The organism is Streptomyces sp. BRA346, from assembly GCF_052851135.1.
The window spans coordinates 132484-152037 of record NZ_JAIWIH010000007.1; the positions used below are offsets into that span (position 1 = coordinate 132484).

Below are 19554 nucleotides of genomic sequence, written 5' to 3' on the forward strand. Positions count from 1 at the left end.
GGTCCGCTGAATGGACCCTGAGGTCCGAGTGACGGTGACGATAGGACGCATGCTGAGCATCGACAAGAGGTTGCGGACGAGTATCCGCGACGTAACGCGGACCGCGGCCCCGGGCGCCGCCCTGACGTGCCCGAACGCCCGCGCCGGAGCCGAGGCCACTGGTCCGCGCAGCGGACCCAGGGGGTGTCTTGCCGATCACGCCGGGCTCCCGAGGCCGCTGTGACATCAGCCGCTGCCGCGGCGGGCGGCACCTCGCGGCCCCGCGCTCGTCGCTCCCCCCAGCTACCGCTGGGCGGTGCCCCCTGACGCCGCTCGCTGATCCGGCCTGACCGACAAGACACCCCCTAGCCCATACTGGGGCCGTCGGTGGACCAGCCGGCGGACCGGTGCGAGGAGTGGCGGCATGGGCAAGGGCGCGGGGCCGGAGGACGCGGGGTCCGGCGGCAGCGGCGGGGGCGACGGAGGCGGCGCGGGCGGCGGCATGAGGACGGTCCAGCGGGCCATCGACATCCTCGGCCTCTTCAGCGAACACCGCCCCGCCCTGGCCATCCGCGAGATCGTCGAGGCCAGCGGGCTGCCGAAGACGACCGTCCTGCGCATCCTCCAGACCCTGCGCCTCAACGGGCTGCTCTGGCTCGACGAACACGGCCGCTACACCGCCGGACCCACCTTCCTGCGCTGGGTCCGCATGGCGGACCAGGGCTGGCGCCTGCCCGCCCCGGCCCGGCGGGCGCTGCGCGACCTGGCCGCCGAGCACCGGGAGACGGTGCACCTGTACGTACGGCGCGATGTGCACCGCGTCTGCGTCGCCCAGGAGGAGGGACCCCAGGCGCTGCGCCACATCGTGCAGGTCGGGGACGAACTGCCGCTGTGGGCGGGCGGACCCTCCAAGGTCCTGCTCCTCGGCGCCGACGACGCCCTCCTGGACCGGATCGCCCGCCGCTCCCCCCACGGCCCGGCGCACGCCGCGACGCTGCGCCGCTGGGCGGCGGAGACGGCCCGTCAGGGATACGCGGTGAGCCACGGCGAACACGAGGAGGGCCTGTCCTCGGTGGCCGTCCCCGTCCGCGGCCGGGGCGGCGACGTGGTCGCGGCCCTCTCCTTCGGCGGCCCGTCGGTCCGCTTCACACCGGAGCGGCTGCCGCGGTTCGTGGCCTCGCTGGCGGGCGCGGCCCGTACGGTGGCGGGCGGCCTGGGTGCGCTCCCGACGGAGGGGTGACCTGGGGCTTCACCCCGGAAACCCCATAAGGCCGGCGTCGGAGGTTACGCCCGCAGCTCCTCCGCCGCGTCCGCCACCCGCCCGATCAGCCGCAGCAGCAGCTCCCGCTCGTCCTCGTCCAGCGGCGCCAGGAACACCCGGTTCATCCGCGCCGTCCGCGTGACCAGCTTCCGGTGCAGCCGCTCGCCCTCGTCCGTCAGCTTGAGGACGTTGCGGCGCCCGTCGCGCGGATCGCGGACCCGCTCCAGGAGCCCGCGGCGGCCGAGCCGGGCGACCACGTCGGCGATGGTGGAGCGGTCCAGGTGGACGTGTTCGCTCAGGGTGCGCTGGTCGATGTCCGGCTTCTCGATCAGCGCGTTGAGCACCGCGAACTGCGGCGAGGTCGTCTCCTCGGAGACCATCGCGCCCCACAGCAGTGAATGGGCCTGCTGGAGGCGGCGGGCCAGATGCCCGGGGTGAGTGTTGAGGTCGACCGCACCCATGCTGACCTCCCCTGTCGGAGCGTTTGGTTCGTGTACTGAATGATTCTGCCCTGTGGAAGCAGCAGTGTCGAGCAGTGCTCATTCGCCTTAGACTCCCTTGACGAGCGCACCGAGCGATGGGAGCGTTCGGAAGCGACACGAAAATAGTCAGCACACTGAGCATTCCGGAAACCGTGTCGATCACCGCGGGAGTGACGATGGCCGACATCCGAAGCCTGCACGACGCCGTGGCGGACCTCATCCACGACGGGGACACCGTCGCGATGGAGGGTTTCACCCACCTGATCCCGTACGCGGCCGCGCACGAGGTCATCCGCCAGGGCCTCACCGACCTCACGCTCGTCCGCATGACCCCCGACGTCGTCTACGACCAGCTCATCGGCGCCGGACTCGTCCGCAAGCTGGTCTTCTCCTGGGGCGGGAACCCCGGCGTCGGCTCGTTGCACCGCTTCCGCGACGCCGTCGAGAACGGCTGGCCCCGGCCGCTGGAGCTGGACGAGCACAGCCACGCGGGCATGGCCAACCGCTATGTGGCGGGGGCGTCCAAGCTGCCGTTCGCCGTGCTGCGCGGCTACCGCGGCAGCGACATCCCGGCGCGTACGGACACCATCTCCACCGTCACCTGCCCCTTCACCGGCGAGGAGCTGGCCGCGGTCGCCGCGCTCAACCCGGACGTCACCGTGATCCACGCCCAGCAGGCCGACCGCGCGGGCAACGTCCAGCTGTGGGGGCTGACCGGGGTGCAGAAGGAGGCCGCGCTCGCCGCGCAGCGGGTGCTGGTGACGGTCGAGGAGATCGTCGAGGAGCTGGAGCCACGGCCGGGCGGGATCGTCCTGCCGACCTGGGTGATCGACGCGGTGTCGGTCGTCCCCGGCGGGGCGCACCCCTCGTACGCCACCGGGTACTCGGTGCGCGACAACGCCTTCTACCAGGCGTGGGACCCCATCGCCCGGGACCGCGAGGCGTTCACGCGGTGGATCGAGGAGAACGTGCGCACCGAAAGGACTGCAGTGCGATGACCGCGACCCCCGACTTCACCCGCGACGAGCTGATGGAGATCAACGCCGCCCGCGCGCTCGCGGGCGCCAAGACCTGCTTCGTCGGCATCGGCCTCCCCAGCACCGCCGCCAACCTCGCCCGCGCCACCATCAACCCCGGCCTGGTCCTCATCTACGAGTCGGGCACCATCGGCTCCAAGCCGACCCGGCTGCCGCTGTCCATCGGCGACGGCGAACTCGCGGAGACCGCCGACTCCGTGGTCCCGGTGCCCGAGATGTTCAACTACTGGCTCCAGGGCGGCCGGATCGACGTCGGTTTCCTCGGCGCCGCCCAGGTCGACGCCTACGCCAACATCAACACCACCGTCGTGGACCGCGGCCCGGACAAGCCCGAGGGCCGCCTTCCCGGCGCGGGCGGCGCCCCCGAGATCGCCTCCAACTGCGGCCGGGTGCTGATGGTGCTGCGCCACTCCACCCGCAGCTTCGTGCCGAAGCTCGACTTCGTGACCACCATGGGCCACGGCAGCGGCCCCGGCGACCGCACCAAGCTCGGCATGCCCGGCGCGGGCCCCGTCGCCGTCATCACCGACCTCGGCATCCTGCGCCCCGACCCGGCCACCGCCGAGCTGACCCTGACCGAGCTCCACCCGGGCGTCACCGTCGAGCAGGTCCGGGCCGCCACCGGCTGGGAGCTGACCGTCGCCGACACCGTGAGCACGACCGAGCCGCCGACCCCCGACGAACTGGCGGCGCTGCGCGCGCTCAAGGCCGCCGGGAAGGAGCCCCGATGAACACCCTGCGCGACGTCTACATCGTCGACGCCGTCCGCACTCCGATCGGCAAATACGGCGGCGCGCTCGCGGCCGTGCGCCCCGACGACCTCGCCGCCCATGTCGTCCGCGGCCTCCTGGCCCGTACGCCCGGCCTCGACCCGTCCCGTATCGACGACGTCTACCTCGGCAACGCCAACGGCGCGGGCGAGGACAACCGCAACGTCGCCCGCATGGCCGCCCTGCTCGCCGGGCTCCCCGTCACCGTGCCCGGCGCGACCGTCAACCGGCTGTGCGCCTCCGGTCTGGAAGCCGTGCTCCAGGCGGCCCGCGCCATCGCCGTCGGCGACGCGCATATCGCGCTCGCGGGTGGCGTGGAATCCATGTCGCGCGCCCCCTGGGTGCTCCAGAAGCCCGAACGCGCCTTCCCCGCCGGGCATCAGCAGATGTACTCCACCACCCTCGGCTGGCGCATGACCAACCCGGACATGCCGCCCGAGTGGACCGTCGCCCTCGGCGAGGGCGCCGAGCTGATCGCCGACAAGCACGGCATCACCCGCGAAGCCCAGGACGCGTTCGCGCTGGCCAGCCACGAGAAGGCGGCGCGGGCCTGGAAGGACGGCGCGTACGACGCCGAAGTCCTGCCGTACCCGGACACCGATCTCCTCCGCGACGAGACCATCCGCGACACCACCTCGATGGAGTCGCTGGCCAAGCTGAAGCCCGCCTTCCGGCCGAAGGACACCGGCACGGTCACCGCGGGCAACTCCTCCCCGCTCAACGACGGCGCCGCGGCCCTGTTGCTGGTGGACGACGAGGGCCTGGCGGCCACCGGGCGCGAGCCCCTGGCCCGCATCAGCGCCTCCGCCGTCACCGGCATCGCACCCCAGTACTTCGGCCTCGGCCCCGTCGAGGCCGTACGCCGCGCCCTCGCCAAGGCGGGCCGCGGCTTCGCCGACCTGACCACCCTCGAACTCAACGAGGCCTTCGCCGCCCAGTCGCTCGGCTGCCTCGCCGAATGGCCCGACCTCGACCCGGAGATCGTCAACCCGCGCGGCGGCGCCATCGCCATCGGCCACCCGCTCGGCGCCTCCGGCGCCCGCCTCGCCGGAGCCGTCGCCCACCAGCTCGCCGCGGCGGGCTCGGGCACGGGCGTGGCGTCCCTGTGCATCGGCGTCGGGCAGGGCATCGCCCTCGTCCTCGAGCGGTAGCTCGTCCTCGAAAGACAAGGCGTACTCGAAAGACAAGGCGTACTCGAAAGGCAAGGCGCACCCACCCATGGCACTCACACAAGCCGACATCGACCGCGAACTCGCCGACAGCCGCGCCGCGTACGACAAGGCGCGCGCCGACGGCGCCCCCGCCGCCGACCACCCGGCGCGCGACTTCGCCCCGTACCGCAGCAGCCTGCTGCGCCACCCCAAGCAACCGCTGGTCGCGGTGCAGGGCAACCCCGAGACCGTCGAACTGCACACGCCGGTCTTCGGCCACACCGACATCACCGACGTCGACAACGACCTCACCATCCAGCACCAGGGCGAACCGCTCGGCGAGCGGATCACCGTCTCCGGACGGCTGCTGGACAGCGGCGGACGGCCGGTCCGCGGCCAGCTCATCGAGCTGTGGCAGGCCAACGCGGCCGGGCGCTACGCCCATCTGCGCGACCAGCACCCCGCGCCCCTCGACCCCAACTTCACCGGCGTCGGACGGACCCTGACCGGCGACGACGGCTCGTACAGCTTCACCACGATCAAGCCCGGCGCCTATCCCTGGCGCAACCACGAGAACGCGTGGCGCCCCGCCCACCTCCACTTCTCCCTCTTCGGTACGGCGTTCACCCAGCGCCTCATCACCCAGATGTACTTCCCCGGCGACCCGCTCTTCGTCTACGACCCGATCCTCCAGTCCGTGACGGACGAATCGGCGCGGCAGCGGCTCGTGGCCACCTACGACCACGCGCTGTCCCAGCCGGAATGGTCGCTGGGCTACCGCTGGGACATCGTGCTGGACGGGCCGTCGGCCACCTGGATCGAGGAAGGCCGCTGATGACCCAGCTCTCCCCCACCCCCTCCCACACCGTCGGCCCCTTCTACGGGTACGCGCTCCCCTTCCCCGGCGGCGGCGACCTCGCCCCCACGGGCCACCCCGACGCCATCACCGTGCACGGCCGCGTCCACGACGGCGCGGGCGCGCCCGTCCCGGACGCCCTGATCGAGCTGTGGCAGGCGAGCCCGGACGGTTCGCTGTCCGGCGCGCCGGGATCGATGCGCCGCGACCCGGTGACCGGCGGCTTCGCCGGGCGCAACGGCGTCGACTTCACCGGCTTCGGCCGCATCGCCACCGACGCCGACGGCCACTGGACGGCCCGTACGCTCCGGCCCGGCGCCCCCGGCGCCCCGTACATCAGCGTGTGCGTCCACGCCCGCGGGCTGCTGCACCACCTCTACACGCGCCTGTACTTCCCCGAGAACGCCCAGCTCAACGCGGGCGACCCGCTGCTCACCGCGCTGGATCCGGCGCGCCGGGAGACCCTGGTGGCGACGGCGGAACCCCAGCCGGGGACGTACCGCTTCGACATCCGCCTCCAGGGAGAGGGAGAGACGGTTTTCCTTGAGTTCCGGTAATTCAGGCAGGGACGACGTCGGGCTGCTGACCCCCGTACGAACCGGGTCGGCGGTCGAGGACGCCACCGGCGATACGGCGTTCCTCCAGGCCATGCTGGACGCCGAGGCCGCGCTCGCCCGGGCGCTGGCCCCGGCTGACGCGGCGGCCATGGTGACGGACGCGGCGCGCGCCGGGCTGTACGACGTGCGCGACCTCGCCCGGCGGGCCCGCTCCGGCGGCAACCCCGTCATCCCGCTGGTCGCCGACCTCACCGCGGCGGTGGCCCGTACGGACGGCGACGCCGCGGCGTACGTCCACCGCGGCGCGACCAGCCAGGACATCCTGGACACCGCCACCATGCTGGTTGCGGCCCGCGCCCTGCCGCTGATCGTCGCCGACCTCGACCGTACGGCGGCGGAGCTGGCGCGGCTCGCCGCCGCCCACCGCGCCACGCCCATGCCGGGCCGCACCCTCACCCAGCACGCCGTCCCCACCACCTTCGGCCTCAAGGCGGCGGGCTGGCGTTCGCTGGTCCTCGACGCCCGCGACCGGCTCTTGGGGCTGCGCCCGGTGGCCCAACTGGGCGGCGCGGCGGGCACACTGGCCGCCTTCGACGACGGCATCCCGCTGCTGGCCCGCTTCGCCGCGGAAACCGGGCTCGCCGAACCCGACCTCCCGTGGCACACCCTCCGCACTCCCATCGCCGACTTGGGCTCCGCGCTGGCCATTGCTGTTGGCGCGCTGGGCAAAATGGCCGCCGATGTGCTGGTCCTCTCCCGTACGGAGATCGGCGAGGTCGCGGAGGGCGCGGGCGGCGGCTCCTCCGCGATGCCGCACAAGTCCAACCCCGTCCGCGCCACCCTCATCGCCTCCGCCGCCCGCCAGGCCCCCGGCCTCGCCGCCACCCTGCTCGGCTCCCTCGCCGCCGAGGACGAACGCCCCGGCGGGGCATGGCACGCCGAGTGGCAGCCGCTGCGGGACCTGCTGCGGCTCGCGGGTGGCGCCGCCCGGGACGCCGCGGAACTCGCCTCCGGACTGCGGGTCTTCCCCGACCGCATGGCCGCGAACCTGGAGCTGACGGACGGCCTGATCGTCAGCGAACGCCTCATCGCGGCGCTCGCCCCGGTGGTCGGCCGCGCCCGCGCGAAGGAGCTCCTGGCGGAGGCGGCACGGGAGGGTCGGCCCCTGGCCGAAGCCCTGTCGGACGTCCTGCCGCCCGACCGCCTGCGCGAGCTGACCGACCCCACCGCGTACGTAGGCTCCGCCCCCGCCCTGACGGACCGAGCCCTGACCCGCCGTGCGTAACGCCTGGCGGCGGGCCTGTCCCCACCCCGCCCCTTCCCGAACCGGGGGACACCCCCGGCCCCCCGGTTGGGGGCTCCGCCCCCAAACCCCCGCTCCTCAAACGCCGGAGGGGCTGGGGATCACGCCCGGAGGGACTGGAACCCTGGTTGTGGGCAATCGTTCCGCGAAGGGGGCACCTCCCAGCGGTAGCTGGGGGAGGAGCGGGTGGGCACAACCCACCCACCGGCCCACACCCGGCGACGAAACCCCGGGGTCCAGGGGCAGCGCCCATGGTTCGGGAAGGGGCGGGGTGGGGGACAAGCACCCCACGCACCGGCACCCGCACCCGCCCCCACCCAAGCCACCACACCACCACCCCCGGAGAGCAACCCCGTGACCCACACCCCGCACCTCCACACCACCCTGGACGGCCCAGCCACCGCCCCACCCCTCATCCTCGGCCCCTCCATCGGCACATCCCTCGCCGTCTGGGAGCCGCAACTCCCCGCCCTCGCCCGCACCCACCGCACCCTGCGCTGGGACCTCCCAGGCCACGGTGGCTCTCCAGCCACCGCGCTCCCCCACGACGGCAGCGCCACCATCGCCGACCTCGCCGCACTCGTACTCAACCTCGCCGACACCCACAACTGGGACCGCTTCGCCTACGCGGGTATCTCCATCGGCGGCGCCGTCGGCCTGTATCTCGCCGCGCACCACCCCGACCGCATCTCATCCCTCGCCATCGTCTGCTCCTCGGCGCACTTCGCCGAGCCCTCCGTCTGGCGGGACCGCGCGAAGCTCGTACGCGAACAGGGCACGGAAGCGATGGTGGCGAGCCGCCCGGGCCTCTGGTTCTCGCACGCGTTCGCCGACACCGACCGCGGCCGCGCCCTGCTCCAGGACCTCCGCGACACCGACCGCGCGGGCTACGCCGCCTGCTGCGACGTCCTCGCCGACTACGACGTACGCGACGTGCTGCCGTCCATCACCGCCCCCACCCTGGTCGTGGCGGGCCGCGACGACCCGGCCACCCCTCCCCCGCACGCCCGCGAGATCGCGGACGCGATCCCGGGCGCGAGCCTGGTGGAGGTCGCCCACGCAGCCCACCTGGCGGGCGCGGAGCGCCCGGAGACGGTCACCTCGGCCCTGGCCACCCACTTCGCGGAAACAACCACAGCACCGCACGACGACACCACCCGGCACGCCGCCGGAATGGCCGTCCGCCGCGCCGTCCTCGGCGACGCCCACGTGGACCGCGCGGTGGCCCGTACGACCCCGTTCACCGCCCGGTTCCAGGACTTCATCACCCGCTACGCGTGGGGCGAGATCTGGACCGGGGACGGCCTGGACCGCCGGATGCGCAGCGCCATCACCCTCACCGCGCTCATCGCGCACGGCCATGACGCCGAGCTGGCGATGCACATCCGGTCCGCGCTCACCAACGGCCTGACCCGCGACGAGATCGGCGAAGTACTGCTCCAGAGCGCGATCTACTGCGGCGTCCCGGCGGCCAACTCCGCGTTCGCGACAGCCCAGCGCGTCTTCGACGAGATCGACACCGAGGACAGCAAGGGCAGTTGATATACGGCCGCAACCCACCTGTCGTAATCCCGCCCCAAGGTTGATCGTTGAGTCTGACGGCGACGACGCAGTAAAAGGGGGCGCGGCCACATGTCCATCAGCCGTAGGAGACTGCTCGGCACCGGCGGCGGGCTCGCCCTGGCCGGGGCGACGGCCACCGCGTGCGGATCCAACACCGGGCGGGGCGGGGACGGCAAAGGCGGCAAGCCGACCCTGTCGCAGTGGTACCACCAGTACGGCGAGCCCGGCACCGAGCAGGCGGTGAAGCGGTACGCGGACGACTTCGACGACGCCCGCGTCGAGGTCCAGTGGCGGCCGGGCAACTACGACCAGCAGACGGCCGCCGCGCTGCTGACGACGTCCGGGCCGGACGTCTTCGAGGTCAACGGGCCGACGCTGGACCAGATCCAGGGCGGGCAGGTGGTCGACCTGACGGACCTCCTCAAGGAGGCGAAGGACGACATCAACCCGGCCGTGCTCGCCCCCAAGACGTACGAGGGCAAGGTCTGGGCCATCCCGCAGGTCGTGGACATGCAACTGCTCTACTACCGCACCAGCATGCTGAAGGACGCCGGGGTGGAGCCGCCCCGGACCCTGGACGCGCTGGTCGACGCGGCGAAGGAGCTGACCACCAGAGACGTCAAGGGGCTGTTCCTGGGCAACGACGGCGGCCCCGGCGTCCTCGGCGGCACGCCGCTCAACGCCGCCGGTCTTGAGCTGATCACCGAGGACGGAAAGGTCGGTTTCGACGACCCGGCCGCCGCCCGCGCGCTCGGCAAGCTGCGCCAGCTGTACGCGGAGAAGTCGCTGCTGCTGGGCGCGCCGTCGGACTGGTCGGATCCGGCCGCGTTCACCCAGGGGCTGACGGCCATGCAGTGGTCGGGGCTGTGGGCACTGCCGCAGGTGAAGAAGGCGCTGGGGGACGACTTCGGGGTGCTGCCGTTCCCCAAGGAGGGCACGCAGGGGCGGCCCGCGGTGCCGGTGGGGGCGTACGGGGCGGCGGTGAGCGCGCGCAGTCGGCACAAGGAGCTGGCGAAGGCGTACGTCAAGTGGCTGTGGGTGGAGAAGACGGAGTATCAGGAGGACTTCGCGCTCACCTACGGCTTCCACATCCCGGCCCGGATGTCGCTCGCCCAGAAGGCCCCCAAGCTGCGCCAGGGCGCGGCGGGCGAAGCGGTGCGGTACGCCACCGAGCACGGCCACGCCGAGCCGCTGCTGTGGACGCCCGCGAGCAAGGTCGCGTACCAGGACGCGCTGAGCCGCATCATCAAGGGCGGCGCGAACCCGGAGAGCGAGCTGCGATCGGTGGTCCGCAAGACGGCGGCGGAACTGCGCCGCGTGCAGAGCGCGCAGAAGAAGAGCTGATGCCCGGCAGATTGCTGGGGCGTCAGAACCGCACGCTCTGGTTCTGGATCTTCGTCGGCCCCTTCGTCCTCGGTCTGACCCTCTTCACGTACGTCCCCCTCGCCTGGAGCGCGTACCTCAGCTTCTTCGACGCGCACAACACGGTCACACCGACCCGCTTCGTCGGGCTGGACAACTACACGGCGATGCTGCGCGACGACGCGTTCACCGGCAGCCTGGTGACGTTCCTGGTGTTCACGGCCTTCATCGTCCCGGCGACCTATGTGCTCTCGCTCTCCCTCGCGCTGATGGTGAACCGGCTGCCCCGGGCGCAGGCGTTCTTCCGGTCGGTGTTCTTCCTTCCCGTGGCGTGCAGTTACGTCGTGGCGGCGCTGATCTGGAAGATGTCGATCTTCAACGGGGTGCGGTTCGGGCTGGCCAACACCGTCCTCGGCTGGTTCGGCGCCGATCAGATCGCCTGGCTGTCGACCACCGATCCGCCCTGGTACTGGCTGGTGATCGTCACCGTGCGGCTCTGGCTCCAGGCGGGCTTCTACATGGTGCTGTTCCTGGCCGGGCTCCAGCGCATCTCGCCGCGGCTGTACGAGGCGGCCGCCGTGGACGGGGCCCGGCCGGGGTGGCAGGTCTTCCGGCACATCACGTTTCCGCAGCTGCGGGCGACGTCGGTCGCGGTGGTGCTGCTGCTGGTGATCAACGCGTTCCAGGCGTTCGACGAGTTCTACAACCTGCTGGCCGACTCCCGCGGCTACCCGCCGTACGCCCGCCCGCCGCTGGTCTACCTCTACTACACGGCGCTCGGGCAGGGGCAGAACCTGGGCCTCGGCAGCGCGGGCGCGGTGATCCTGGCGCTGATCATCGCGGTGGTGACGGTGGTCCAGGCGCGCTGGTTCGGCCTGGGCCGCAAGGAGGACTGATGCACGACGCCATGGTCGCCGTAGGACGCGCGGTGCGTCTCATCCTGCTGATCGCCCTCGCGCTGCTGTTCCTGATCCCGTTCTATCTCCTCGTCCGCAACGGCCTGTCCAGCGAGGCGGACATCACCTCGCCCGGCTGGACGTTCTTCCCCGCCGAGCTGCACTGGTCGAACGTCACCGAGCTGTTCGACGACCCGAACGTCCCGATGGCGCACGCACTGCTCAACTCCTCCCTGATCGCCGTCCTCACCACCCTCGGCACCGTGCTGCTCGCCTCGCTCGCCGGGTACGGGCTGGCCCGCATCCCGTACGCCCACGCCGACGCCGTCTTCTACTGGATCCTGGGCACCCTCATGGTCCCGGCCGCCGTCACCTTCGTCCCGAGCTTCGTGCTGGTCAGCTCGCTCGGCTGGATCTCCACGCTGCGCGGCCTCGTCGTGCCGACGCTGTTCAGCGCGGTCGCGGCGTTCATCTTCCGGCAGTACTTCCTCGGCTTCCCGAGGGAGCTGGAGGACGCGGCGCGAGTCGACGGGCTCGGCTACTGGCGTACGTACTGGCAGGTCGTGGTGCCGAACGCGCGGCCGGTCTTCGCGGCGGTCGGCACGATCGTCTTCATCGGCGCCTGGAACTCCTTCCTGTGGCCGCTGGTCATCGGCCAGGACCGGCAGGCATGGACGGTCCAGGTCGCGCTGTCGACGTTCACCACCGCGCAGAGCGTCAACCTCCACGAGCTGTTCGTGGCCGCCGCCGTGTCGATCGTGCCGCTGCTGGTCGTCTTCCTCGTCCTCCAGCGCTACATCGTCGCGGGCGTCGAACGCACCGGCATCGACGACTGACGTCCCACACCCCGCGCCGGCGCCACCGGGACGCCGCCGCGCAGCAGGGCGGCGCCCAGCGGGGTGAGGGTGTGCAGGACGGCGCCGCCCTGGCGCAGCGTGTGGACGAGCCCCGCCTCGCGCAGCACGCTCGCGTGCTGGCTGGCCGAGGCGAGCGATACGCCGACCCGGCGGGCGAGTTCGCTCGTCGTACAGCCGCCGCCGACCTCCAGCAGCACCGCCGACCGGGTGTGGCCGACGAGCTTGCCGAGGACGCGCGTCTGCCCCGGCGCGGCGGGCGCGGGCGCGATACCGGCCCGCGGCTGGGCCGGGACGCCGCTCCGCGCGTGCTCCACGGGATAGACGAGAACCGGGGTCAGCTCCGGGTTGAGATACGTCACCGGCATCCTCCGACAGAAGAACGACGGCAGGAGCAACAGCCCCCGACCGCGCAGCTCCAGGTCCCGGTCGACGGGATAGTCCACCTCCAGCACGGGCGCGCGCCAGCGCATCGTCGGCGGCAGCGAAGACAGCAGCCCGTCGGCACCCCCGTCCAGCAACGCCCGTCCGCGGGCCGCCCGGTCGGCCTCGATGCGGGCCTGTATATGCGGCCAGTACGGCGCGACAGCGGCCTCGTGGTACGAGCGCAGCACCGTCACCAGCCGGTCCAGCGGCCGCCGTTCGCCCTGCGCCAGCCCGCGTATCCACCCCGGCAGGGCCCGGGCCGACGGCAGCCGGTCGATCTCGGCGTGCAGCCGCTCGGCGGGCGTCGCGTGCAGCGCGTCCATGGCGGCGTCGCACCCGATGACGCCTTCGGCGGGCGTCAGGAAGTCGGGGAAATACCCCCGCGAGGGAATGAGCGGCGCCAGCAGCCGCCCTTCGCCGTTGAGCCGGTTACGCGCCTCCGAGCGCCATTCCCCGTATACGTTCTCCGCACGGTTCTCGCGCAACCGGTGGAAACTTAGAACGGTCTCCCAGAGCGCGTCCGGGCGGATGGCCATCCGCAGCCGGGCCAGATCGAGTTCACTGAAATGAACACGTAGCACCAGACCCTCACAAGTGACATGGTGACCGCCCCCCGACCACCGTTGAGTATGCACGCTGGCACGGTCAGTGACCACGCCCTTTTGGCCAGATGTGAAAGGGGGAGCGCTACGCCCCGTCCAAGAGGAAAGCTGTTCTCCGGGAAAACCGGGCGCGCCGGGGAAACACCACCGACGTCCGTCCGTAATTCAACAGACGGTGCTCTGGGCCGTATTGCTCGTTCCCGTGGGGGGTGACGAGTGTGCGACGGCGACAGGGCACTTGTTGCCGCCCGATCCGATGCCGGGCGGCAACGGCTCCCGTGGGGGGAGTGAGAGGGGGCGGCACCTCCGCACAAGGTGCCGTCCCTTCATAGTGCGGTCCAAGGGCACCCGAACGGTCATCGCCGGGGGCGTGCTACCAGCCGGACGTCCGGGCCGGACCGCGAGACGTCCAGCAGCTCGCACCGCAGGATGTCGTCCATCGTCTCGATGGTGCCGCCCTGGAGCGCGCTCTTGCCGCGACCAAGGAACGCGGGTGCCATATAGGCGATGATCCGGTCGACCAACCCGGCCGACACGAACGACGCGGCAAGGGTGGGTCCTCCTTCGAGGAACATGCCGCGCACGCCACGGCCGCCCAGCTCACCGAGCAGTTTGCCGAGGTCCAGCCCCTCCTTCGCCCGGGGCAGCCGGACAACGGTCGCGATGCCCTCCAGGTGCGTGGCGTCCACGTCGTCGGCGACAGCGATCATCGTTGGCGCCGCGTCATCGAGGACCCGGGCATCGGCCGGGGTCCGCGCGTTGCTGTCCACGATCACCCGCCACGGCTGCTCGTCGACGGGTACGGCCACCTTCAGCTTGGGGTCGTCCTTCGCGGAGCGCACGGCGAGGTGCGGGTCATCGGCCTGTTGAGTCCCGGAGCCGACCACGGTCGCCTGGCAGGCCGCGCGCAGAACATGGACTTCCGTACGGGACTCCGCACTGGTGATCCACTGGCTGGTGCTGTCCGCTGCGGCGATCCGGCCGTCCAGGGTGGCCGCGTACTTGTAGACGACGTACGGTCGCCCCTCGGCGGTATGCCACTCGTCCGTGCCGACCAGCTCGCTGATGTGCATGGGGCCTCCTGGCAGATCTTGGTACCGGGAAGCCTAGTCTTCACACCGCGGCGACCGCCTCGGCCAGGTCCCGCACCAGCGGCGTGCGTCGCCACGGCGCCAGGCTGGTGATGACCCGACGGAGTTCTGCCGTGATGCGGCGCGACGCCGTCTCACCGCTGATTTCCAAGGCCCTCATCGCAGTGGTGCAGGCCGCGTCCGGGGACCGGTCCGCGGCATGGGCGTTGGCGAGCCGTGCCAGGTGGAGCCCGCGCTCACGTTGGTATAGGGCAGGCCAGTGGTCGAGGGCCTGCTGATAGATGGTCACGGCCTCAGCTGGTTTTCCCAGGCGGAGGTAGCAGGTCGCTCGCTGCGCCTCCGTGTAGGCGGGAACGCAGTAGCCGCCGAGGTCATCGGTCACCGCGTCGTGGCCCTCGACGAGTTCGCGGGCGGTATCCAGCGCTCGGACCGTGGCGGCTTCATGGCCGACGAGCGCGTGGCCGTGGGCCTCCTGGAGATGGGCGGAGGCACGGATGCGTGCGGGCACGTCGCCACGGACCCGCAGTGCGGCACCCGCCAGCCCCAAGGCCCGCTGCTGCTGCATCAGGCCCACCGACTGCTGTGCCTTGCGCATCAGGATGAACGCCTGACGCACGCTGTCACCGGCTTCCTGCGCCCATTCCATGGCACGGTCGGACCACCAGAGGCCCTGATCGGGACGGCCGAGGTCCTCATACAGCCAGCCCGCGAACTCCGCCCACTCGGAAGCCGTTTCGAGCACCTGGCGGCGGAGGGTGCCACCGGCCGCGGGAAGCAGCTGCTCCTCGATGACGGTGAGATGGTCGCGGACGGCGCTGATGGCGTAGTGCGGCCCGTAGAGACAGTCCGACTGGACGAGACTGGTGCGGAGTTGGCGCAGGTGCCCGACGACGGCCGGATCGACCGGGCGGCGCGCCGGTGCGTTGGCCGGGGTGGGGAGTATGCCGAGCCCTGCCGCCGCTCCCAGGAAGTCGCGACGGTTCACATCAGTAGTGTGCGGCACCCCTCCGGCCAGGCCGACCTCGGAGGGGGCCATACCGAGCCGGTCGGCGATGAGCGCGAGCACATCGACGTCGCGCGCGGATTGGCGACCGCGCTCCAACCGGCTGATGGTGCTCTGGCTGTACCCGCACACATCGGCCAGACGCTGCTGGGTCCACCCACGTTCGCGACGGGCGGCAGCGATGGCCTCACCTGCACAGCGGTGGTGTTCTGACTGCACCATGAACCCAGCGTAGCGACTCCGTCACATGCGTATGCAGGTTCTGCATATGCGCAGCGTGGGACGCATGTGGCCGGGACGGCAGCACGGCAAGCGCGTTTGTCTGGACACCCATGCCAGACGCATCCGCCGGAGACATCATCATGACGAGTCCTCAACCCGCGGCCCCGCCGTGGACACCACCACGCGGCGACGACGTCGAGGTGGTCGAGGTCGGCCCGTACTGGGACGCACTGCGCGCGCCCATCGACATCGGCGAACGTGCCCTGACGTTACTCGGCGATGCGTCCGGCGCCGTCATCGCCGACTACGGCCTCATGTACTGGCTCATCCCCAGCGGCCACGCCCGGCGCTGGCGACGGCTACCCCGGGAGATCCGTGCCCTCGGCGCACACGGAGCCGAGATCACCTACGTCGGCGTACCACCGGCCACTCACACCACCGGCCCTCGTCTGCACTGGCGCATCCCGGTCGGCCCCGACCGCTATCTCACCGACGCCACCCGCCTCCACGAGGCGCTGGTGCGGGCGATCGCCACCGAGTCCGCGGAGGAGGCGACGGCCCGGTGATGCCCCAGGTATGCGCCCGCTGCCAGCAGACGACAAGCGAGCCGGTCGTCGTCGCGATCGAGTACGGCGCCAGCGCCGGTGGCGGAACGGTGTTCGCCTGCCCTGACTGCGCACCCACCTTCCCGCAGCAGCGCGACCCGTTCGACCACGGCCGCCCCGCCGCCTATACGCCCGTCGAGCGCGGGCAATAACGGCTTGCGTCGTCCGACCACGCCCGGATCTCCGAGGCGCCCCGACGAACAGCCTCTTCCGGGTGGTGTGCGAGCCGACCGCAGACCGCTGCGACGTCCGGCACCCGGTCCGGCCCCACGAGCGCGTCCTGCACCCCGGTCTGTAGCCAGTCGGCATGGTTGTCGTCGGCCTCGGCGACCGCGCGAGCGATGAGCCGCACGGCGGCCACCGTGCCCACGCGGGCCAGGGCCTCTGCCGTCCGTCGCGTCACCGCCGTGTCCTCGGCGTCCAGCAACAGCCCTGCCAACGCCTCCGCGGCCTCGGGAACATCGACGAAGGAAGCAAGGCCGCACCCGGCACGCGCACGTTGCGACCATGAAGGAGACGAGGCCTCGGCCAAGGCCGCCTCCAGCCCGCTCATCATCTCCGGCACCACCAGACCGTCTCACGCTCGGCGAAGAAGAGGGGGCGACACCTCCGCACAAGGTGCCGCCCCCTTTGAGAGCCGGGGCCGCGTTGCCGGGTGAGGGTGGTGTCCCGGCTGTGGTGCCCCGGTGGCCTTATCGGCTCGGGCTCGCCGCCGTCATCGGCTCGGCGCTCGCCGTCAGCGGCCGTTGGCCGCCGCGCGGCCCGACTCCAGGCGGGCTACGGGGATGCGGAACGGGGAGCAGGAGACGTAGTCCAGGCCCACCTCGTGGAAGAAGTGGACGGACTCCGGGTCGCCGCCGTGCTCACCGCAGACGCCGAGCTTGAGGTCGGGGCGGGTGGACCGTCCGGCCTGGGCGGCGGCGCGGACCAGGGAACCGACGCCGTCCTTGTCGATCGTCTCGAAGGGGCTGACGCCGAAGATGCCCTTCTCCAGGTACGCGGTGAAGAAGCTCCCCTCGACGTCGTCGCGGGAGAAGCCCCAGACCGTCTGGGTCAGGTCGTTGGTGCCGAAGGAGAAGAAGTCGGCGGACTCGGCGATCTGGGCGGCCGTCAGCGCGGCCCGGGGCAACTCGATCATGGTGCCGAGGGAGAGCTTGAGGTCCACGCCGTGGGCCCGCTCGACCTCGGCGATGACCTGCTCGGCCTCCTCGCGGACGATCTCCAGCTCCTGGACGGTGCCGACGAGCGGAATCATGATCTCGGCGCGCGGGTCGCCCTTGGCGGCCCGGCGGGCGGCGGCGGCCTCGGCGATGGCCCGGACCTGCATGGCGAACAGGCCGGGGATGACGAGGCCGAGGCGTACGCCGCGCAGGCCCAGCATCGGGTTCTGCTCGTGCAGCCGGTGGACGGCCTGGAGCAGCCGCAGGTCGTTCTCGTTGTGGTCCTTGCGGGACTCGGCGAGCGCGACGCGCACCGACAGCTCGGTGATGTCGGGCAGGAACTCGTGCAGCGGCGGGTCGAGCAGCCGGACGGTGACGGGCAGCCCGTCCATCGCCTCGAACAGCTCCACGAAGTCCTTCTTCTGGAGCGGCAGCAGTTCGCTGAGGGCGGCGTCGCGGTCCTCTTCGGTGTGGGCGAGGATCAGCCGCTCGACCATCTCGCGGCGCTCGCCGAGGAACATGTGCTCGGTGCGGCACAGCCCGATGCCCTGGGCGCCGAAGCGGCGGGCGCGGGCGGCGTCCTCGGCGTTGTCCGCGTTGGCCCGTACCCGCAGGCGGCGGACCCGGTCCGCGTACGCCATGATCCGGTGGACGGCGCCGATCAGTTCGTCGGCGTCGTCGGCGCCCGCGTGCATTCGGCCCTCGAAGTACTCGACCACCGGGGACGGGACGACGGGGACCTCGCCCAGGTAGACCTTGCCGGAGGAGCCGTCGATCGAGACGACGTCGCCCTCCTCGATGACCAGGTCGTCCTTGCCGTCGGCGCTCGGCACGATCATGCGGCGGCGCTTGGTGTCGACCTCCAGGTCCTCCGCGCCGCACACACAGGTCTTGCCCATGCCGCGGGCGACGACGGCGGCGTGCGAGGTCTTGCCGCCGCGGGAGGTGAGGATGCCCTCGGCGGCGATCATGCCGTCGAGGTCGTCGGGGTTGGTCTCGCGGCGGATGAGGATGACCTTCTCACCGGAGCGGGACCACTTGACGGCGGTGTACGAGTCGAAGACGGCCTTGCCGACGGCGGCGCCCGGGGAGGCGGCGATGCCGCGCCCGATCTTCCGTACGGCGTCGCTCGCCGCGGCCTCCTCGTCGAAGCGCGGGAACATCAGCTGCGCGAGCTGCGCGCCGTTGACCCGGCGCAGCGCCTCGGCCTCGTCGATCAGGCCCTGGTCGACCAGCTGGGTGGCGATCCGGAAGGCGGCACCGGCGGTGCGCTTGCCGACCCGGGTCTGGAGCATCCACAGCTTGCCGCGCTCGATGGTGAACTCGATGTCGCACAGGTCCTTGTAGTGCGTCTCGAGCGTTTCCATGATCTGCATCAGCTCGTCGTACGAGCGCTTGTCGATCTGCTCCAGGTCCGCGAGCGGAACGGTGTTGCGGATGCCCGCGACGACGTCCTCGCCCTGGGCGTTCTGGAGGTAGTCGCCGTAGACGCCCTGGTGGCCGCTGGCCGGGTCGCGGGTGAAGGCGACGCCGGTGCCCGAGTCGGGGCCGAGGTTGCCGAAGACCATGGAGCAGATGTTGACCGCGGTGCCCAGGTCGTGAGGGATGCGCTCCTGGCGGCGGTAGAGCTTGGCGCGGTCGCCGTTCCAGGAGTCGAACACGGCCCGGACCGCGAGGTCCATCTGCTCGCGCGGCTCCTGCGGGAAGCTGCGGCCGGTCTCCTGGGAGACGATCGTCTTGAACTCGGCGACCAGTTTCTTGAGGTCGGCGGCGTCCAGGTCGATGTCGACGGTGACGCCCTTGGCCTGCTTGGCCGCGTCGATGGCCTCCTCGAAGAGGTCGCCGTTCACGCCCAGCACGGTCTTGCCGAACATCTGGATCAGGCGCCGGTAGGAGTCCCAGGCGAACCGGTCGTCGCCCGCCTGCGCGGCGAGCCCGGCGACGGACTCGTCGGAGAGCCCGATGTTGAGGACGGTGTCCATCATCCCGGGCATCGAGAACTTCGCGCCGGAGCGTACGGATACCAGGAGCGGATCGTCGGCCTGGCCGAGCTTCTTCCCCATCTTTCCCTCGAGGGCTTCGAGGTGCGCACTCACCTCGTCGCGGAGGGCCGCGGGCTCGGTGCCGCTGTCGAGGTAGACCTTGCACGCCTCGGTGGTGATGGTGAATCCCGGTGGCACGGGGAGACCGAGATTGGTCATCTCGGCGAGGTTCGCACCCTTCCCGCCGAGCAGGTCCTTGAGATCCTTGTTGCCCTCGGTGAAGTCGTAAACGAACTTCTGCTGATCTTGTGTTTCCGGCACGGGACTCGATCTCCTCGGCTCGGCTGCCCTGACGGCGGGGAGCGTACCCAGATCGAAGGCTCCTGAGTATG

At 71.6% G+C, this 19554-nt stretch carries 19 protein-coding genes; 13 read left to right on the forward strand and 6 right to left on the reverse strand.

What is annotated here, in order from left to right; translation table 11 throughout:
- Window positions 1-403 precede the first annotated feature (403 nt).
- Window positions 404-1219: an IclR family transcriptional regulator gene (locus tag LCH29_RS12855; protein ID WP_446461830.1), complete on the forward strand. Its 816-nt coding sequence runs from the start codon at window positions 404-406 to the stop codon at window positions 1217-1219.
- 44 nt (window positions 1220-1263) lie between these two features.
- Here LCH29_RS12855 and LCH29_RS12860 read toward each other — a convergent pair whose 3' ends face one another.
- The gene (locus tag LCH29_RS12860; protein WP_446461831.1) at window positions 1264-1701 is read right to left on the reverse strand and encodes a MarR family winged helix-turn-helix transcriptional regulator; all 438 of its coding nucleotides are present in this window, start codon (window positions 1699-1701) and stop codon (window positions 1264-1266) included.
- Between the two features lie 197 nt (window positions 1702-1898).
- Between LCH29_RS12860 and LCH29_RS12865 the strand changes: the two genes are divergently transcribed.
- From LCH29_RS12865 to LCH29_RS12910, 10 genes are all read left to right on the forward strand, one after another.
- Window positions 1899-2720 carry a CoA transferase subunit A gene (locus LCH29_RS12865; protein ID WP_446461832.1) on the forward strand — a complete coding sequence of 274 codons (822 nt, stop codon included), beginning with the start codon at window positions 1899-1901 and terminating at the stop codon, window positions 2718-2720.
- Window positions 2717-3490, forward strand: coding sequence for a CoA-transferase subunit beta (locus LCH29_RS12870; RefSeq protein ID WP_446461833.1), 774 nt, complete (start codon window positions 2717-2719; stop codon window positions 3488-3490). The genes LCH29_RS12865 and LCH29_RS12870 overlap by 4 nt, the downstream gene beginning before the upstream one ends.
- Window positions 3487-4680 carry a thiolase family protein gene (locus tag LCH29_RS12875; protein WP_446461834.1) on the forward strand — a complete coding sequence of 398 codons (1194 nt, stop codon included), beginning with the start codon at window positions 3487-3489 and terminating at the stop codon, window positions 4678-4680. The genes LCH29_RS12870 and LCH29_RS12875 overlap by 4 nt, the downstream gene beginning before the upstream one ends.
- Window positions 4681-4747: 67 nt before the next feature.
- Window positions 4748-5515, forward strand: coding sequence for a protocatechuate 3,4-dioxygenase subunit beta (gene pcaH, locus LCH29_RS12880; protein WP_446461835.1), 768 nt, complete (start codon window positions 4748-4750; stop codon window positions 5513-5515).
- Complete coding sequence (gene pcaG / locus LCH29_RS12885; RefSeq protein ID WP_446461836.1) at window positions 5515-6093, forward strand: protocatechuate 3,4-dioxygenase subunit alpha; 579 nt, start codon at window positions 5515-5517, stop codon at window positions 6091-6093. The genes pcaH and pcaG overlap by 1 nt, the downstream gene beginning before the upstream one ends.
- The gene (gene pcaB, locus LCH29_RS12890; RefSeq protein WP_446461837.1) at window positions 6080-7378 is read left to right on the forward strand and encodes a 3-carboxy-cis,cis-muconate cycloisomerase; all 1299 of its coding nucleotides are present in this window, start codon (window positions 6080-6082) and stop codon (window positions 7376-7378) included. Before pcaG ends, pcaB begins: the two co-directional genes overlap by 14 nt.
- 372 nt (window positions 7379-7750) lie before the next feature.
- Window positions 7751-8938 (forward strand): bifunctional 3-oxoadipate enol-lactonase/4-carboxymuconolactone decarboxylase PcaDC, encoded by a 1188-nt coding sequence (gene pcaDC / locus LCH29_RS12895; RefSeq protein WP_446461838.1) that lies wholly within the window; start codon window positions 7751-7753, stop codon window positions 8936-8938.
- Window positions 8939-9028: 90 nt separating this feature from the next.
- The gene (locus LCH29_RS12900; protein ID WP_446461839.1) at window positions 9029-10303 is read left to right on the forward strand and encodes an ABC transporter substrate-binding protein; all 1275 of its coding nucleotides are present in this window, start codon (window positions 9029-9031) and stop codon (window positions 10301-10303) included.
- Window positions 10303-11217: a carbohydrate ABC transporter permease gene (locus LCH29_RS12905; RefSeq protein WP_446461840.1), complete on the forward strand. Its 915-nt coding sequence runs from the start codon at window positions 10303-10305 to the stop codon at window positions 11215-11217. Before LCH29_RS12900 ends, LCH29_RS12905 begins: the two co-directional genes overlap by 1 nt.
- Entirely contained in the window at window positions 11217-12053 is an 837-nt protein-coding gene (locus LCH29_RS12910; RefSeq protein WP_446461841.1) for a carbohydrate ABC transporter permease, read from the forward strand. Before LCH29_RS12905 ends, LCH29_RS12910 begins: the two co-directional genes overlap by 1 nt.
- Here the strand turns inward: LCH29_RS12910 and LCH29_RS12915 are convergent.
- The 3 genes from LCH29_RS12915 to LCH29_RS12925 all read right to left on the reverse strand — a co-directional run bounded on the left by LCH29_RS12915 (window position 12011) and on the right by LCH29_RS12925 (window position 15415).
- On the reverse strand, window positions 12011-13078 hold the full coding sequence (locus LCH29_RS12915; protein ID WP_446461842.1) for an ArsR/SmtB family transcription factor: 1068 nt from the start codon (window positions 13076-13078) through the stop codon (window positions 12011-12013). The genes LCH29_RS12910 and LCH29_RS12915 overlap by 43 nt on opposite strands.
- A gap of 377 nt (window positions 13079-13455) precedes the next feature.
- The gene (locus LCH29_RS12920; RefSeq protein ID WP_446461843.1) at window positions 13456-14172 is read right to left on the reverse strand and encodes a RibD family protein; all 717 of its coding nucleotides are present in this window, start codon (window positions 14170-14172) and stop codon (window positions 13456-13458) included.
- Between the two features lie 40 nt (window positions 14173-14212).
- The gene (locus tag LCH29_RS12925; RefSeq protein WP_446461844.1) at window positions 14213-15415 is read right to left on the reverse strand and encodes a helix-turn-helix domain-containing protein; all 1203 of its coding nucleotides are present in this window, start codon (window positions 15413-15415) and stop codon (window positions 14213-14215) included.
- A gap of 140 nt (window positions 15416-15555) precedes the next feature.
- Between LCH29_RS12925 and LCH29_RS12930 the strand changes: the two genes are divergently transcribed.
- Together LCH29_RS12930 and LCH29_RS12935 are read left to right on the forward strand one after the other, a co-directional pair.
- Window positions 15556-15981, forward strand: a complete 426-nt coding sequence (locus LCH29_RS12930) for a hypothetical protein (RefSeq protein WP_446461845.1) — start codon at window positions 15556-15558, stop codon at window positions 15979-15981.
- A complete protein-coding gene (locus LCH29_RS12935) occupies window positions 15981-16172 on the forward strand; it encodes a hypothetical protein (protein ID WP_446461846.1) in 192 nt (63 codons plus the stop codon). Before LCH29_RS12930 ends, LCH29_RS12935 begins: the two co-directional genes overlap by 1 nt.
- On the opposite strand, the gene LCH29_RS12940 is transcribed toward LCH29_RS12935, so the two are convergent.
- On the reverse strand, window positions 16145-16576 hold the full coding sequence (locus LCH29_RS12940) for a HEAT repeat domain-containing protein (RefSeq protein WP_446461863.1): 432 nt from the start codon (window positions 16574-16576) through the stop codon (window positions 16145-16147). The genes LCH29_RS12935 and LCH29_RS12940 overlap by 28 nt on opposite strands.
- Before the next feature lie 180 nt (window positions 16577-16756).
- Window positions 16757-19483 (reverse strand): pyruvate, phosphate dikinase, encoded by a 2727-nt coding sequence (gene ppdK / locus LCH29_RS12945; RefSeq protein ID WP_446461847.1) that lies wholly within the window; start codon window positions 19481-19483, stop codon window positions 16757-16759.
- Window positions 19484-19554: the final 71 nt, after the last annotated feature.